Annotated in this window: 18 protein-coding genes and 2 pseudogenes; 5 read left to right on the forward strand and 15 right to left on the reverse strand. The window is 60.1% G+C overall.

Features of this window, described 5'->3' with window-relative positions:
- Positions 1–22: 22 nt before the first annotated feature.
- Both ACTJLA_RS23935 and ACTJLA_RS23940 read right to left on the reverse strand, forming a co-directional pair.
- Positions 23–595, reverse strand: a complete 573-nt coding sequence (locus tag ACTJLA_RS23935) for a DUF2239 family protein (protein WP_314544316.1) — start codon at positions 593–595, stop codon at positions 23–25.
- A gap of 206 nt (positions 596–801) precedes the next feature.
- Positions 802–1,046 (reverse strand): annotated as a pseudogene (locus ACTJLA_RS23940) (transposase DNA-binding-containing protein); the annotation flags it as partial.
- A gap of 892 nt (positions 1,047–1,938) precedes the next feature.
- Here ACTJLA_RS23940 and ACTJLA_RS23945 point away from each other — a divergent pair.
- Positions 1,939–2,064 (forward strand): annotated as a pseudogene (locus ACTJLA_RS23945) (ABC transporter substrate-binding protein); the annotation flags it as partial.
- Positions 2,065–2,149: 85 nt separating this feature from the next.
- Here ACTJLA_RS23945 and ACTJLA_RS23950 read toward each other — a convergent pair.
- A complete protein-coding gene (locus ACTJLA_RS23950) occupies positions 2,150–2,797 on the reverse strand; it encodes an isochorismatase family protein (RefSeq protein WP_060765234.1) in 648 nt (215 codons plus the stop codon).
- Between the two features lie 222 nt (positions 2,798–3,019).
- A complete protein-coding gene (locus ACTJLA_RS23955; protein ID WP_054918665.1) occupies positions 3,020–3,793 on the reverse strand; it encodes an L-iditol 2-dehydrogenase in 774 nt (257 codons plus the stop codon).
- A 254-nt stretch (positions 3,794–4,047) separates the two neighbouring features.
- Between ACTJLA_RS23955 and ACTJLA_RS23960 the strand changes: the two genes are divergently transcribed.
- On the forward strand, positions 4,048–4,995 hold the full coding sequence (locus ACTJLA_RS23960; RefSeq protein ID WP_054918667.1) for an AraC family transcriptional regulator: 948 nt from the start codon (positions 4,048–4,050) through the stop codon (positions 4,993–4,995).
- Here the strand turns inward: ACTJLA_RS23960 and ACTJLA_RS23965 are convergent.
- Complete coding sequence (locus ACTJLA_RS23965) at positions 4,977–5,789, reverse strand: aminoglycoside phosphotransferase family protein (RefSeq protein ID WP_440842270.1); 813 nt, start codon at positions 5,787–5,789, stop codon at positions 4,977–4,979. The genes ACTJLA_RS23960 and ACTJLA_RS23965 overlap by 19 nt on opposite strands.
- A gap of 212 nt (positions 5,790–6,001) precedes the next feature.
- On the opposite strand from ACTJLA_RS23965, the gene ACTJLA_RS23970 reads away from it, so the two are divergent.
- Entirely contained in the window at positions 6,002–6,952 is a 951-nt protein-coding gene (locus ACTJLA_RS23970) for a nucleoside-specific channel-forming protein Tsx (RefSeq protein WP_032872109.1), read from the forward strand.
- Positions 6,953–6,966: 14 nt separating this feature from the next.
- Positions 6,967–7,998, forward strand: a complete 1,032-nt coding sequence (locus ACTJLA_RS23975; protein WP_034127319.1) for a purine-nucleoside phosphorylase — start codon at positions 6,967–6,969, stop codon at positions 7,996–7,998.
- 132 nt (positions 7,999–8,130) lie between these two features.
- Here ACTJLA_RS23975 and ACTJLA_RS23980 read toward each other — a convergent pair whose 3' ends face one another.
- From ACTJLA_RS23980 to ACTJLA_RS24005, 6 genes are all read right to left on the reverse strand, one after another.
- Entirely contained in the window at positions 8,131–9,090 is a 960-nt protein-coding gene (locus ACTJLA_RS23980; protein ID WP_314544329.1) for a zinc-binding alcohol dehydrogenase family protein, read from the reverse strand.
- 28 nt (positions 9,091–9,118) lie between these two features.
- Positions 9,119–9,292 (reverse strand): DUF1427 family protein, encoded by a 174-nt coding sequence (locus ACTJLA_RS23985; protein ID WP_014718843.1) that lies wholly within the window; start codon positions 9,290–9,292, stop codon positions 9,119–9,121.
- 69 nt (positions 9,293–9,361) lie between these two features.
- Entirely contained in the window at positions 9,362–10,138 is a 777-nt protein-coding gene (locus ACTJLA_RS23990; RefSeq protein WP_314544335.1) for a helix-turn-helix transcriptional regulator, read from the reverse strand.
- A gap of 114 nt (positions 10,139–10,252) precedes the next feature.
- Entirely contained in the window at positions 10,253–10,423 is a 171-nt protein-coding gene (locus ACTJLA_RS23995) for a putative metallothionein (protein WP_019816816.1), read from the reverse strand.
- Between the two features lie 88 nt (positions 10,424–10,511).
- Positions 10,512–10,967, reverse strand: coding sequence for a DMT family transporter (locus tag ACTJLA_RS24000; protein WP_314544338.1), 456 nt, complete (start codon positions 10,965–10,967; stop codon positions 10,512–10,514).
- A gap of 4 nt (positions 10,968–10,971) precedes the next feature.
- Positions 10,972–11,460, reverse strand: coding sequence for a DMT family transporter (locus ACTJLA_RS24005; RefSeq protein WP_014718846.1), 489 nt, complete (start codon positions 11,458–11,460; stop codon positions 10,972–10,974).
- 119 nt (positions 11,461–11,579) lie between these two features.
- On the opposite strand from ACTJLA_RS24005, the gene ACTJLA_RS24010 reads away from it, so the two are divergent.
- On the forward strand, positions 11,580–12,512 hold the full coding sequence (locus tag ACTJLA_RS24010) for a LysR family transcriptional regulator (protein WP_054918678.1): 933 nt from the start codon (positions 11,580–11,582) through the stop codon (positions 12,510–12,512).
- 76 nt (positions 12,513–12,588) lie between these two features.
- On the opposite strand, the gene ACTJLA_RS24015 is transcribed toward ACTJLA_RS24010, so the two are convergent.
- From ACTJLA_RS24015 to ACTJLA_RS24030, 4 genes are all read right to left on the reverse strand, one after another.
- Positions 12,589–13,908 carry an Nramp family divalent metal transporter gene (locus tag ACTJLA_RS24015; RefSeq protein ID WP_003191984.1) on the reverse strand — a complete coding sequence of 440 codons (1,320 nt, stop codon included), beginning with the start codon at positions 13,906–13,908 and terminating at the stop codon, positions 12,589–12,591.
- Positions 13,909–13,950: 42 nt separating this feature from the next.
- Positions 13,951–15,504, reverse strand: coding sequence for a DUF726 domain-containing protein (locus ACTJLA_RS24020; RefSeq protein WP_054897040.1), 1,554 nt, complete (start codon positions 15,502–15,504; stop codon positions 13,951–13,953).
- A 132-nt stretch (positions 15,505–15,636) separates the two neighbouring features.
- Positions 15,637–15,942, reverse strand: coding sequence for an XRE family transcriptional regulator (locus tag ACTJLA_RS24025; RefSeq protein WP_057977105.1), 306 nt, complete (start codon positions 15,940–15,942; stop codon positions 15,637–15,639).
- Positions 15,935–16,300 (reverse strand): type II toxin-antitoxin system RelE/ParE family toxin, encoded by a 366-nt coding sequence (locus ACTJLA_RS24030; protein ID WP_034127312.1) that lies wholly within the window; start codon positions 16,298–16,300, stop codon positions 15,935–15,937. Before ACTJLA_RS24030 ends, ACTJLA_RS24025 begins: the two co-directional genes overlap by 8 nt.
- Positions 16,301–16,311 lie beyond the last annotated feature (11 nt).

Below are 16,311 nucleotides of genomic sequence, written 5' to 3' on the forward strand. Positions count from 1 at the left end.
AAGGGGTCGAGTTCCGGTATGTTTAGCTACAGAAGGCATTGCGCGACAACCAGGCCAGGTAGCTCCTCACGTCCGGCGGCCAGTGCGCGATCTTGCTGGAAAAGTCGGCCTGGTCTTGCGCAAACAACGCTCGCGAGGCGTCTTCAAAACCCGGCAGGTTACCGCCGATGGCGCTCATGAAGCGGTAGCTGGCTTCCTTGGCCTGGCGTGCCTTATCGGCGCCGGCCTGGCCGGTACGCGCCTCATCCACTAACCGGCGTAAGGCGGCCGAGGCACCACCGCGCTGCTGGCCGAGCCACTCCCAATGACGTGGCAACAAGGTGACTTCGCGGGCGACCACGCCCAACTTCGGGCGGCCCACCGAGGGCGTGGCGGGCGGCTCATCCTCGATGTGGGCCTGGGCAGGTTGCTGCGGCGCATAGCCCGCCGGCCACGGGTAGTCGACCTGCCTGCCGGTGGCATCATCGAAGACCAGGAAGCTACCGGCGGGCAACGCTTGTTCGGCAAGTGCCTCGGCGACTGCGGGGTAAGTACCGGCAGCAATGCGCTGATGAACTGCGAAAGCCGTGCAGAGTGGGAAAATTTGCGTAGGCATTTTTTATTACCCGGATTTTATTTGTTTTACCCGGATCATATTAGTCAACATTTACCGACTTGCAAGGCTGCAACACAGAGATTTTTCCGTGAACATTAGTGGTTGTCGAATCCCTACCCCCAAACGCCTGCGAGGACCTGCGCAACGCAGGGCGGTGGCTGCTGATTCGTGCTTGAGCAACTCCACCACCATCGGCAAGCGGCTCGGCCCCATCCCTTTGGCCCAAGATTTACCCATTTATCCATCTCGGTTGCGTCTTGAATCAACAGCACCACGGGACTGCTTTACATTCTCTCAAGAGTCGCGTCCTGATTGGGCTGAAGCACTTTTTGGAACATGACTTTTCATCATCAAGAAACCGATAAGCGGCCATCGTCTCGGCCAGTCGCCGACAAGCCGCGGGAATGCTGCTACTTGGGTGATCGGCCATCCTCGCCAAAGTCCAGGCCAACAAGGCCAACCCGCAGATGCATGTAATGTTGCTTGACGACGGCTTCACCCCTGAAAAGTTGCCGTTTTCGCGTTTGGCAAGCGGTGTCGCAAGTCACTTTTTTCCGGCAGCCCCGCGATTACTGAGTTTGGCGCGCTGCCGGAAAAATCTGGGACTTGGGCTTACAACCCCAAATACCTGTCAACTATGACAGTAGACGTGGCTCGATATTAGCTTGTAACTTAAAGCTGCAAGATAAAAACATTACTCACAAATCGAGAGAGAATTTATCATGGGTTATCCAGCAGATACTGCATATAGAGGTTTTATCATTCGCCAACATGATCCTGCCTATCAAGCGAATTCATTTCAGGGCTTTGACATTAACGGGAACGCTATTACTCTCCTTAACGCAACCGCAGATCAAGTAAAAGTTTTAATTGATCAGCGCCTTGATCAAGGCTCGGGAAGACACAACTAGTTAACACATCTTCCGGCTTCAGCTAATAAGTCTAGCGGCTCGACAACATCGGCCGCTTGGCCCGACTACATCACTCGTTTCTGGATCACATTAAGTGCCCGAAGAAAAATTTCAGGCATTTTCAGTACCTAGATTCTTTTAGAGAGGCCATTTTGTACAAGGGCTTAAGTTGACATGCTGATCCGCCTAACGTACATAATTTCTATTCGGGCGCTTGCATTTTCAGCCAATGTGAGCCGATGGCTTTGCCTGGTTGCAGTTAATGGGAGCCAGACATTTCGCTGAGTGCGAGCCCACGTGTTTTCAAACGCAAGCCATTACAATTACGCTTCAATTTTCAAGGTCAGTTTGGGGGACTCTCCCTGTTCATTTTTAATTATGTAATGCAGCGTTATTCTCTTACCAATCCAGTCGACAGAAGGTGACCAGAGCCCGACAACACCCACTACCGACAAGACCCGTGCGCAGGTGAAAGCCATGCAGGGTTACTTGCAGACAGCGATTTCGATTGATTGGGACCAGGTTAACCAGGCGCGACCGGAGTGGAATGCGCGGTGAGGTCGGTCGATTGAGCGTTGAGGCTTGAGCCCAGCGCAATCGTGACGCGGAGCGTCACAGGGCGCACTTTCCATGGCGTGTCTCCTTAACGCGCGGCTAACACGGCCAGCTCTTCGCGGGTGCTGCTAATGCCAGCACCCGCCTTAAGCAACTCATTCACCGCCTGTACACCCCCGTCCTCGCTGATGCTGCGGCACGCCGGCAAATGCAGGACCACTTGCAATCCGGCTTTGAGCAATTGCAACGCGGTGGTCTTGACGCAATAGTCCAGCGCCAGCCCGCCCACAATCACGCGGGCCACGCCGTGGGCCTTGAGGTACTCGATGACGCCGGTGGACAGTTTGTCGTGCAGGTCGTGGTAACAGGCGCCGTAGGGGTGCAGGTCGGGCTCGACACCTTTCCAGATGAAGTAGTCGTAGTCATAGGGCGTGGGCAATTCATCGAGCAGGGTGAACCCTTCGGTACCCGGCACGCAGTGGCTGACCCAGGTCACATCGGCATGGGCCAGGCCGGTGGGTTGCAGCATCTCGCTGTGCTGCGCAACCACCCAGGGTGCGTGGGGGGTGTGGGCGTCCTTGCTGCCGATGCGGTGGCCGGCGAGACTGGCCATGTAATTGAGTTCGGCACCAATGCCGTCGCCACCGGCCACTGGCAACTCGTTGGGACACAAGGGCGTGAAGCTCTTCTGGGCGTCGACGTCAAATGAAGCGATGGCGGCTTTCGAAAGGCTCATGGTCGTTCTCGGGTGGTCTGCACGTACGACCGCCTCCGGGCGAGCGTAGAAATCTTGAAGTATGGGACAGTTTACTGCGGGGATCGATGCGTTGCTGACTTACCCTATTCTCAAGCACGCTGAAGTTCAAAGGTGGGAGCTGGCTCGCCTGCAATGACGGGAGTGAATCCACCAACGCTATCGCAGGCAAGCCAGCTCCCACAGTTGGGTCAGCGTTAACTGCTAGTTCAGCCAATTGCCGCCATCAACGTTATAGGTCTGGGCCACCACATAGTCGGCGTCCGTCGACGCCAGGAAGATCGCCATGCCAGCCAGGTCTTCAGCTGTGCCCATCCGCCCAAACGGCACCTCATCCCCTACGCGCTTTTTCTTCTCGCCAGGCGCCAGCCCTTCATGCCTGGCGAACAGCGCATCCACCCCATCCCAATGCTCGCCGTCCACCACACCGGGGGCGATGGCATTGACGTTGATGCCCTGCTTGATCAGGTTCAAGCCCGCCGATTGCGTCAGGCTGATCACCGCCGCCTTGGTCGCGCAATAGACCGCCACCAACGGCTCGCCCCGCCGCCCGGCCTGGCTGGCCATGTTGATGATCTTGCCGCCATGCCCTTGGTTGATCATCTGTCGGGCTGCGGCCTGCAGGGTGAACAGGGTGCCGGCGACGTTGATCGAGAACAGTCGTTCAAAGCTGTCGCGGGTGATGTCGACGATGGGCGCCAGGTCGAACAGTGCGGCGTTGTTGATCAGGATATCGAGCTTGCCGGCGTGGCTCACCACCGTGGCGATCGCCGCGTCGATGGAGGCTTGGTCGGTGACATCCATCGACACCGCGTAAGCCTTGGGCCCCAGTTCGGCGGCGGTGGCCTGGGCCTGCTGCAGGTTGATGTCGGCGATGGCCACGGTGGCGCCTTCAGCGATGTAGGCCTGGGCGAACGCACGGCCAATGCCTCGCGCCGATCCAGTGATCAGCGCGCTTTTGCCTTCGAGTCGTTTCATGGGGGGTCCTGTAAAGGTTATTGCCGGTAGCCGGTGAACACCGCCGAGAACAGCTTGCCGACCTTTGTTGTGGAGCCTCGATTACAGCAGCTTGACCTGCCGCCTCACAAACGGCTGGCGAATGCGAGGCTGATACTTTTTTAACCTGAGGCACAGGATCAAAAAAGTATCAGCCTCAGGCGAAACCAGGGCTAGCGCAGCGATTGCCAGTGCGGGTATTTTGGGAAAATTGCACCGCCACAAGAGGCAGCACCATGCCCGTCAGCCCCGCCACCCTGTTCGAGCATCGCCCTGCCGAGCTTGAGGTGATCCTGACCGAACCGGAACATGGTTTTCGCTGGTTCGAACATGACTATCCCTATGAACTGGCACGCTGGAACCACCACCCTGAATTCGAAATCCACCTGATCCGCCAAGGCAGCGGCAAGCTGGTGGCGGGCGACTATATCGGTGCATTCAGCGCCGGGCACGTCGCGCTGATCGGCCCTGGCCTGCCCCACGACTGGATCGGTGACCTGGCCCCGGGCGAATACCTGCACGGGCGTGATGTGGTGCTGCAATTCGACGGCGCCGCCCTGCTCGCTCTGCGCACCACCCTGCCTGAGCTCGGTGATTTACAGTCACTGTTTGCACGGGCGCGACGGGGCATCGAATTCACCGGCGAGACCGCAACGAGCGCGGCACGGCTGATGGAGGCCATCGGCTGCGCCCATGGGCTGCAACGCCTGGCCCTGTTCCTGCAATTGCTCGACACCCTGAAGAACGCACCGCCTGCACAGGCCAATACCCTGGCCAGCCCGTGCTATGCACCGACGCTGGATGCGCGCAGCGCCGAACGTATCAACAAGGCGCTTGACTACCTGATGCGGGAACTGACCGGCGATGTACGCCTGTCGGACATCGCCCGGCAACTGGACATGAGCGAACCCGGCTTTTCGCGGTTTTTCAAGCGCAACACCGGCCACGGCTTTATCGACCTGATGCGCAAGTTCCGCGTGCAGCGTGCCTGCCGCTTGCTGTTGCACAGCCAGATGTCAGTGGCGGACATCTGCTTTGAGGTGGGCTACGCCAACCTGTCGAATTTCAATCGCCACTTTCGTATCGAAATGCACCAGACGCCGAGTGAGTACCGGCGGCAGGCCGCACTTCAATTATTCACCCCGGTTACCCATCACCCGCCGCCTTACTCGCCCGCCCCTTGAGCCAGTGCCTGCTGTGCCAGACGGGCAACCTGCAACTCAATCATGGCACGCTCGCGCTCCTGGTCTTCCAGAAACCAGGCGGCAGACAACCCGGCATGAGCCACCACCCATTGCAACAAACGCGGACGTGAGAGGCCGGCCGCCAGGGCGATAACCCCAACCTGGCGGCTGAAACGCAGTGGATCGCTACTGGTCGGCAAGTCCGGATTGCAGATCAGATTAGCGTAATCGTAACCGCGCTCGCCCATCACCCGCTTTGGATCAATCGCCAGCCAGCCACGAGGGCCAAAGTCGAGGATATTGTCGTGATGGCAATCACCGTGCAGTACCACAACCTCCTGTTGCGCAGCCAGCAATGTCCGGGCCGTCGCCGCGCAGTCGCGTAAGGCACCGCCCTCCTGTTCGGCGGCGTGCCACAAGGATCTGAACCACTCATCCAGCCCAACCAACCCTTCGGGCGGCGACACACGAGGCGCATGCGGCCGGGCCAGGGTTGCGCAGGCGATCTGGCTGGCTTCGTCGTCCTGACCATTGAGGGCCATGCGCATCAAGGAACCTGGGCCCGTGGCGCGTTCCATTAACACTGCAGTGTGGTCATGGGCGAACACCCGTGCCGCACCGTCACCGGCCCACCAACTCAGCAGGCGGCCGCCGAGTTTTTCCTCAGGGGTATGAGCAATTTTCAACATCGCCGGCACGCCCTTCCAGCGGACCGGCAACAGGTGGCTGCCGGGTGTGACGATAGGCTCTCCATCGGCACTCAGCTCCCAGGCACGCAGGTAGTGTTCGAACATCAGATTCCTCCACAGGGGTGACGCATCAGGATGACAGAAATCCCACTGTTTTCCTGACCAAAGCGTCGGCTAATTGCTCTTTTTTCTAGATAGTTCAAGCCATTGACCCAAGTTGGTACAACCTGTGCAAACGTTTGCGGAACGAACTTGACCGCCAAGTTCACTCCTCCCCGTCTAATCGGGTTTAAACCGCGTAAGAATAAGGACTTTCAATGCACCCCACCTCAAAGCCTCGTGCTGGTCTTGGCGTTTCGTTGCTACTGGCTGCCGTTACGGGAGTACTCAGTGCACCCATTTTGGCGCAGGAAAAGCCCGTGGATGACTCAGCACAGGGCGAAACCCTCAGCCCTGAAGCCAACCCCCCGGCGAAAAAAGGCGTGTATCTGTCCGAGTGGTTTAACCAGGACCTCACGCTGATTGGCAGCAAAGACATCAGTTTCGGCCCCAAGCCTCAAGATGACGTCTACCTGGAATACGAGTACTTCGGGCGCAAGGGCCCCTTTGAGTTGTACGGCTATATCGATGTGCCGAAGATCCTCACCATCGGTAACAGTAATGACAAAGGTGTGTGGGACCATGGCTCGCCGGTGTTCATGGAGCATGAACCGCGGATCTCCATCGACTACCTCGCAGGACGCAGCCTGGCAATTGGCCCATTCAAGGAATGGTATGTGGCCTTTGACTGGATCTACGACCACGGCAGCCGCAAGGAAAACCGCGCCAACACCCTGTACAGCGGCCTGGGCACCGATATCGACACCCACTCGCGAGTCAACCTGTCGGCCAATTTCTACGGGCGCTACCAGTGGGAAAACTACGGTGCCAGCAATGAGTACTCCTGGGACGGCTACCGAGCGCAGATGAAGTACATCGTGCCCATCGGCAAGTTCGACAACGGCGCCTCGCTGACCTACATCGGTTTCACCAACTACGATTTCGGCTCGGACCTGCACAAGGACAACCCGGCGCGCACCGCCAACTCCCTGGTGGCCACCAACGTATTGCTGTACTCGTTTACCCACCTGCGCTTTACCCTGGTCGGCCGTTACTTTCACAACGGCGGCAACTGGGAGGATGGCAGCGAGTTGAATTTCGGCGAAGGCAACTTCCGCGCACGCTCAGACGGCTGGGGTTACTACGCTGGCGTGGGCTATCAATTCTGATCAAGGAGCTTTAGATGAACGCATTGACCCGTGTCTCGCTGGCCGTCGGCCTGGCCCTATTGCCTCACGTGGTGCTGGCGGATAACCCGCCACCGATCAAACCCAAGGTGATGCTGATCACCATGTTCGCCCCCGAGGCGCAAACCTGGATCGACCGCCTCGAACTTAAACAAGAGGTACGCGTTCCGGGCTTGTCCGCCGAATATCCCGTGATTCGCTGCAACACCCAAGACGTGTGCCTGCTGGTAACCGGCATGGGCCAGACCAACGCTGCCGCGTCTACCCTGGCCCTGGCCTTGTCGCCCAAGTTCGACCTGCGCCAGAGTTACTTCCTGATCGCCGGAATCGCCGGTATCAGCCCCAAGCACGGCACCATCGGCACCGCCGCCTGGGCTCATTACCTGGTGGAGTTCGGCACGCAGTGGGAGCTAGATTCACGGGATGCACCCAAGGACTGGCCGACGGGCTATATCGGGATCAACACCAAGGGGCCCAACGAAAAACCACCGTTGGACTACAAGACCGAAGTGTTTGAGCTCAACCAAAAGCTGCAAGCCAAGGCGTTTGCCTTGTCGCACAAGGTGGAGCTGACAGAAAGCACAGAGTCCGCCGCCTGGCGCAAACACTACCCCGCCGCCCCGGCCAACCAGCCGCCGCAAGTCACCCGCTGCGACACCCTGGCGGGCAACACCTGGTTTTCCGGTACCCGGTTGAGCGAACGTGCCGAAGTCTGGACCAAGTTGCTCACCGACAACAAAGGCGAATACTGCACCACCCAACAGGAAGACAACTCCACCTACGAAGCGCTGCTGCGCGCCAGCCGCGAAGGCTTGGTGGATATCCAGCGCCTGGCCGTGGTGCGCGCAGGTTCCGACTTTGACCGGCCTTACCCTGGCTACAGCGAAGTGGACAACCTGCTCAAGTATGCGGACCAGGGTGGGTTTGTACCGGCGCTGGAAAACCTGTACCGCACGGGCAACCCGTTGGTCCAAGCGATTGTGAAGAACTGGTCGGCGTGGGAAAAAGGCGTTCCCGAAGCCGAATAAAGATCAACACTGTGGGAGCGGGCTTGCTGTGGCGAGCAAGCTTGCTTGCGCTGGGGTGCGTAGCGCCCCCAAAAAAGCCGGCTCCAGCTGCGCTGTCGAGCGGGAGCAAGCCCGCTCCCACATTTCTATCCATCACGGCAGGAAGATGATTTTGTCTGGGCTGCCGTTGTTCACTTCTGCATAGCACTGAACACCCTCCGCCAACGCCACTTCACGCAACCCTGTAGGCAGCGGCAACAGGCCTTCATCAAAGAAGCGCCCAAACGCCTCCAGCATCACCGCGCATTGTTCGCAGCTATAGAGCAAAGAGTTGATCCCCACCACCGACCCGCCCTTACGGTACAGCGCCAGGGCCGGTAACTGCACATGGCCGTCAACCGGTGCGGCGATGATGGCGATGCGGCCGAACGGTGCCAGCCCCGCCACCGCGGCAGGCAGCCAGAAACCGGTAGTGTCAAAGATCACGTCGGCGCCGCCCTTGAACACGGCCTGCACTTGCGCGCCCAATTCCTCCGGCTTGCCCAAGGCAATCGCCTCCAGCCCTTGGGCCTGCAACATCTCGAGCTGATCGGCCTTGCGCACGGCCGCCAATACCTGCGCACCGCGTATCTTCGCCAGCGCCAACGCCGCACTGCCGACCGCGCCGTTGGCGCCGATCACCAGCAAGCGCGTGCCCTTGCCAACGCCGCTGCGCTCCAGGGCATCCCAGGCGGTGGTATAGGGCACACCGAGGCTGGCCGCCTGGGCAAAGCTCAAGTGCGTAGGTTTGTACGCCATGCCCTTGGCTGACACGCGTAGGTATTGGGCATGGGAACCGTCAGCGAAAAAACCCAGGTCACGACCGGTGCCCCAGACCTCCTGGCCGAGCAATGCCTGCGGGCCTTCCACCACCACGCCTGCGAAGTCACGCCCAGGGATGCGTGGCAGCGTGGTGTAGGGGAAACGGCCAAGCACGTTTTTGACGTCGCTGGGGTTCAGGCCCGCCGCGTTGACCTTGACCAGCACTTCGCCGGCAGACGGTACCGGCATGGGCACCTCCAGCAGGCGCAGGTGGGCGAGGTCGCCGGTGGCGGCAAATTGCAGTGCGTTCATAGAGGGCATCCGTGGAAGGAAAAAGGGATCAGGACAACCAACCACTGACCAACTGCCGCGCCATGGGCCAGAGCTTTTCGCCGAGCAGCATGCCCATCAGGCCGACCAGTGCGATAGCGGGCGGTGCAGGCGAGCGGAAGTCCAGCGCGCCGTAGATCACGCCGACAAACAGGCCGATGGCCAAGGAAATCAAATAGCTCATGAACGCTGCGCCCGGTTGATTGATGGGCTCAGTCTAGGGCGCGTCTACCGTGGGTATCGGCCAAGTGCTTCAGGATTTCGGCCAACCCCTGTACTGCGACGGCGATACTCCCAGTTCACGTCGGAACATGTCACTGAAGCTACTGGGCGAATAGCCCAGGGTGCGCGCTATGCCGCTCACCGAATGGCCCTGGATCAACTCCGCCGCCGCCGTAGCCAACTGCACCTGACGGCGCCACTGGGCAAACCCCATGCCCAGGTGCTGCTGGAACAACCGCGCCAGGGTGCGCACGCTGGCGCCCGCGGCCTCGGCGTGCTGCTCGAACGGGATGTCCAGGGAAGGCGACGCCATGACGGCCTGGCACGCATTGATCAGCCGACGATCAGCCGCCACCGGCATGGCGATGCGAATAGGCGAGCGCCGTGCGCGTTGCAACTCCAACAGGGCCAGGCCTACGACAGCCTCGTAATAGGCCGCATCGCCGTGATCGCCCTGCTCCACCAATGTCACGATCAACTCACGCAACAAGCGGCCCACTTCTATGACCTGCACCTGGCTGTCCAGGGTCGCCGCCAACGCCGGGCGCAGGTAGATATTGCGCATCTGCAAATCGGAGACCACGCGGATCCCGTGCTCCACCCCCGGTGGCAACCACACCGCACGCTGGGGCGGCACTACCAGGGCTTCGCGGGGCGTCTCGACCCACATCACTCCGCTCATGGCGTAGAGCAACTGGCCCCAATCGTGACTGTGCGGCTCTACGTACAACCCACGCGAGTAGGTACGCGCCAACGGCTGCACGGGAACGGCGTGATCACTGAGGTCGGGGGGCGCGGCCAGGGCCATTGCGGGTACACATCAATCGGGTCGGGTGACCATGGTAAAGACTGGTCGCCGGCAAGCGTACTGTTTTTACTCATCCTGCAGGCACCGGGTGGCCGGGCCTGCAGGTCAATCCTGTCAACCGTGGGCTGACTTGGCGCATTCGCAACCCGTCGCCGCCGCGCAGGGTTCACCATGAGCATGGTGCTCGGCACAGCCCTGGCAGCAATAGCCCTTGCCGTCTTTCATTATTGCGTCAGCGCCCAATACACATTTGCAGTGAGGGCAAGCACAGGTTTGATCTGGCATGGTCAGACTCCTTTTTCATGGTCGTCCGATGCGGCGAGCGCCGCACCTTAAGCAGTGACCCTGGGCAAGCAAGCATGGTTCAGCGCCGTCAGTCGGCCCGGCGGCTATTACTGCGGTACATGAACACCAACGCCAGGGCAAGCAATAGCATGGCGAGGATACGGCTGCCCGACAGCTCGATCGCCGGGTTGCCCAGCCAGCCAAAGTTGTCGATCAGCATGCCCATGCCCAGTTGCCCGACAATCACCGCCACCGTGGCGACGGCTGTGCCGACCACAGGCACCGCGCCGACCATCACCATCATGTACACCACGCCAAACAGGGCACCGGTCAATTGCCACTTTGGCACCTCCAGCAGGCTGACGGCCTGGGCCGGCTCGAAGAAAAATATCAACAGCGTCGTGGTCAGCGCGCCCACCGCGAAGGTCAACAGACTGCTGCGCAATACCCCCACCGTCTGGCCCAGACGCCCATTGATAGCGGCCTGCACACTCAGCACCGCCCCCGCTGCAATCACCACCACCAACAACATAAACAGATTCATCGTCTTAACCTCGTGCAATCAGAACCAGAGCCGCCACAATCAACGCCAACGCGATCCAGCGCTCGCCATTGACCCGTTTGCGCGCCGTGCCGAACCAGCCGAAGTGGTCGATCAACACACTCTTGCCCACCTGGCCCGAGAGGATCGCGATCATGGTCATCGCGATGCCGATGTGCGGTGTGGCCAGGGTCAACACCACCACGTACATCGGCCCCAGAAACCCGCCGATCAGCTGCCAGCGTGGCAGTTGCGTGAATGCTGGACCCTTTTGCGGGCCGCTGAACAGCAGCAGTAAAAACAGAATCGCCGTGCCAACGCCAAAGATGCTCAACGTCGCCCACAAATGCCCGACCTGCGCGCCCAATGGCCCGAGCAATCCGGCCTCCACCGACAGGCCCATGCCCGCCAGAATCACCAACGGCAACAGCAGCAGCCGTAGAAGGTTATTGCTCGGCCTGGCCTGCGCCAGGCCTTCGGTAGAACGTGCCTGCATACATCACCCGTGTATCAAGAAAGGAAAAACATGGCGCGCATTATCCGGTGGCCGTGCTGTGCGATAAATGGGAGTATGCGGACAACACCTTTGCGCAAAACGCACAGCCTGGAGAGACGATGCAGGGCTTGAATGAACTGAGTTTCAAGGCGCTACGCCTGTTTGTGGCCGTGCTGGACCAGGGCAGCTTTTCCGAAGTGGCCCGCCGCGAAAGCCTGGCGCCCTCCTCCATTTCGCGGCAGATTCAACTGATGGAACAGGCCGTCGGCCAGCAATTGCTCTACCGCCATACGCGTGCCGTCAGCCCCACCGAAGCTGGCCGCCTGCTGGGCCGTCACGCACGCTTGCTACTCGAGCAGTTGGAGACGGCTAACCAGGCCCTGCAGGAGCAAGACAGCGAACCCAGCGGTCTGGTGCGCATCAACGCGCCCATGGCGTTCGGCCAGCGTCACCTTTCACCCTGGCTGGGAGGGCTGTGCCGGCGCTACCCGAAGCTGCAACTGGATATCCAGCAGACCGACACCTTCGTCGACCCGCTGCAAGACGGCACCGACCTGCTGTTTCGTATCGGCGTGCTCAATGACTCGGGCATGCAGGCGCGCATCTTCGCGCCGCAACGCTTTCGCATCGCAGCCAGCCCCGCCTACCTGGCCCAGCATGGCACGCCGCGCCACCCCGACGAACTGGCCCACCACCACTGCCTGGCCTACAAAGGCATCACCGGTCAGCAGCGCTGGTTCTTCCGCCGCGGCCAGGGCGATTGGACCCCCTATAGCGTCAGCGGCCCCATCACCGGCAACCACGCCGACACCCTCACCCACGCCGCCGAACAGGGCCTGGGCCTGGTGGTGTTTCCTTCCTGGCTGATTGGCGAAAGCCTGCGCGCCGGCACCTTGCAGGCGGTGTTGAGTGAGTATGAGGTCGCGACAACCCTGGAGCCCCAACAGATCGCCGCGTTGTGGCCGGGCAGCCGCAGGCTCTCATTGAAGGTGCGCACGGTGATCGACTATTTCGTGGAGTGTTTTGGGACGGTGCCGTATTGGGATCGGTGAGTGTGACCGCCCCCTGATGGAGCGCAAACTGTTCGAAGGCGGTGTTGAGAAAACGAGCACATGACTCAACCCTAGCTCAGAACAACCACTGCCCGATCAACCACGCATTCGCCCCACTGATCACCGCGAACAGAAACCACGCCAGCAGCCGCGTGGGCAGCCGGTTGACGAATGGCCCCATCAATTGCTTGTCGCCAGTCATGCGGATCAGCGGGTACAGCGCAAAGGGCAACTGCAGGCTCAGGACCACCTGGCTGAGAATCAGCAGCTTGCCGATAGCATCGTCACCCATCAGCCATACCCCGAGAAACGCCGGGATCAGCGCCAGCCCACGGGTAATCAGGCGGCGCTGCCAGCAGGGTATGCGCAGGTTGAGGTAACCCTCCATGATCACTTGGCCGGCAATGGTGCCGGTAAAGGTCGAACTCTGGCCCGAAGCCAGCAAGGCGATACCGAACAGAATGCTGGCGAAAGCACCGCCGACCAAGGGATCGAGCAGGTGATAGGCGTCCTGGATCTCCACCACATCGGTATGGCCGGTCTTGTAGAAGGCTGCAGCCGCCAGCACCAGGATGGCGGCGTTGACCAACAGCGCCAAGGCCAGGGAGCCGATGGTGTCGATACGCGCCAGCTTGACCGCGTCCTGTTTGCTCGCCAGGTCCTTGCCGATCAGGCGGGTCTGCACGATGGAGGTGTGCAGGTAGAGGTTATGGGGCATGACCGTCGCGCCGAGAATACCGATGGCCAAGTACAACGGCGCCGCATCGCTGATAGCCGACAGTGACGGAGTGAAGCCACTGAGCACGTCGGGCCAGTAGGGTTTGATCAGCACCAGTTCGATGAAAAAGCACACGCCGATGGTGGCGACCAGCGCCAGCATGATCGCTTCCAGGCGGCGAAAACCACGATTTTGCAGGGCCAGGATCAACAGCGTATCGAAAGCAGTGATGACAATACCAGTGGTCAGCGACACGCCCAGCAACAGGTGAAACGCCAGGGCGCAGCCGAGCACTTCGGCAAGGTCTGTGGCGATGATGGAGATTTCCGCCAACACCCACTGGGTACGAGCAGAGCGCTGGCTGTAGCGCTCACGGCACAGTTGCGCCAGGTCCTTGCCAGTTGCGATACCCAGCCGTGAACACAGGCACTGCACCGCCATCCCCGCCAGGCTGGCCAGCAGCACCACAAACAACAGGCTGTAGCCGTAGCGTGAACCGGCTTCAATGGCCGTTGCCCAGTTGCCGGGGTCCATGTAGCCGATGGAGATCAACAGGCCGGGGCCAGCGAACATCAGCACCCGTTTAAAAAACGAGGCCTTGGGATCAACAGCGACAGAGCCGGCCACTTCCGGCGGGCAGAACGGGGCGGTAGCGATTTTCGGCAGGCTGAATTTCACGCGGTATTCCAGGCAAATACACAAGACTTGGGCAGCAGCTTATCAGTCGGACGCGACCGTGCGCATCACCGTGTCTCGCGGCAGGTCAAACGCTTCCACCACTTGCACCACCAGCTCCAGTTCCTGGTTAAGCGCCTCGCGCTCCATGCGCTGGCGAATCACGCCGATCACCAGTACCGCCAGGGTGGTGATCGAATATGCCGGGCCGGAAAACGCTCGCACCCCGCTGACCAGCAACATCGCCGCAGCCAGCGCCTGGCCCACCACCGGAATCGCCGTGGCCGCACCACGCCGCAGGATAAACCCGGTCAGCCCGGCCAACGCCGTGCCGCTCAAGGCGGTGGTGGCCGAACGCCCCAGATCGAAACGGTTGAACAGCCCCTGCTCTTTCTGTGCAGCCGCCTTGAGCTCGGCCTCGAACGCCTGGCGATCAGCGCGACTGAGTTTGTCCTTATATTGCTCGATCAGTGTTTCTGCGACCTGCCCTTCGATCTCTGCCAGCGCCACGTGTTCAAGTGGTTGGTCGAACTTGATGCCCAGGCGTTGCGCCACATCTTCGGCAATCTGGCGATAGCCCACGCCATGGCCACGGGCCAGGTTCATAAAGCTATCACCGCCCATGCGCTGCAATTCAATGGCCAGTTTCAACGGCTCGCGCACACTGGCATCAATCGCGGCACTGCGCTTTTGCGCCATCAGTTCAGCAAGAAACTTCAGCTCCTCCGGCCGCGCTTGCACCAATGCCGGGTACAGGTCCACGTCCGCTTCGGCAAAACGCACTTCACTGCTGCGCGAGTCCACACGGATCATGCCGCGCCGCTCCTGCAGCAAATCGGTGTACTGCACCACCGTCTTCAACTGCGGCCAATAGGCGGCATGATCGAAGCTGGCCAGGTGCACATTGGTGACCTTGGACTTGAGCGCGGGCGTTACGTCAATCGCATAGCGGCCAATGCAACGCTCGGTATCGGGTTTCATGGCCAGCGCCCAGTCCTTGCTGGAGTGGCAGTTGATCAACCGCCCCTTGAGCGGCGCCGACACATCATCCCAGGGGCTCGATGTACAAATCGCCCCGCCCATCAACAACAGGTTATCGAGCGGCAGTTCGCGAGCAATCTCGGGGCTGGCCAGCAAGCTCTTGACCAGGATACGCGCGCCCAGGGAGTGGCCGATCAGGTTGATACGCCGTACCGGCAGCGACTGGTCGTGCAGGTAGCCGGCCAGCTCTGGCAATAACGTCTTGGCCACTTCATCGACCCGTGCCTCGACACTTTTGTAATGGTCGAGAAAATAGGCAATGGCCTTGCCCACGCCCACCGTCGCCGCGCCCAGGCCGCCACCGCCGAGCAGCGAGGCGAGCACGTCCTTGAACGGTGCAAACAGGTTTTCCAGAAAATGCCCCGCCGGCCAGAACAACATCAGGTTGGTCGACCCTTCGATACCGGCCAGTTGCTCCTTGAAACTGCCCAGTTGCTGACGGTTGAAGAATGCCGAATAACCGTGAACATAGAGATTGAGCACATCCCCCTGGGGCTCGCCACACAAGACGAACGTGGGTTTGCGGGTGCGGTGCATTTCATCCCACTGGTGTTGCATGGGGCGGTGACTCCTGGCGGAAGGGATGGCGATAGTAACAAACAGAGCCGACAAGGAAGGTGAATCCTGACCAGCGTTCGCCACGCTCAGGACAATTGGAATAGCCTGAATCTGGCGAAGAGCCCAGCTACTTCAACAGGCAAAGTTGTCAATTTTGACCTGGCCATCCGGAAAAGTGGCGATGATTTCCAGCTCGCCCCCCATCGCACGTATGTAGTCACGCAACGTGCTGATGTACATATCAGTACGACGCTCCATCTTCGAAACCGCTGCCTGGTTGATATTCAATGCCTTTGCCAGGCTTGCCTGGCTCAGTTGCTGGGCTTTGCGCAACTCATGCAGCGGCATTTCTTTCAAGTGTTGCTGAAATATCTGCTCGGCATCGGCGTGCGCCTCAGGTGTCATGCGAGCTTTCAGTTCCGCGAATTTCTTAGCCATGGTCACGGCCCTCTTTACGCAATGAGTCTAAATGTACGTCGTACAGCTTCTCTGCCAAGGGTACGTACTCGTGGTACCAACGGTGCTGTGCGGTTTTATCGCCACCTATCAGCAACACTGCACAGCGCCGAAAATCGAAGGCATACAACACCCTGTAAGGTCGCCCTGCATGCTGTACCCGCAACTCTCGCAGGTTGCCGTGCCGAGCACCCTTGATATCGCTGCTATGGGGAAAGCGCAGCCCAGGCCCGAACAGCCCCAGCAAATCAACACTGGCAGCCACCGACGATTGCTCCTTTGCATCCAAGCCATCCCACCACTCTTCGAATTCATCCGTGTATTCAATGTCCCAGACCATGCAAATATGCC

The organism is Pseudomonas sp. 22072 (assembly GCF_052046095.1).
Taxonomy (GTDB): Bacteria; Pseudomonadota; Gammaproteobacteria; order Pseudomonadales; family Pseudomonadaceae; genus Aquipseudomonas; species Aquipseudomonas paracarnis.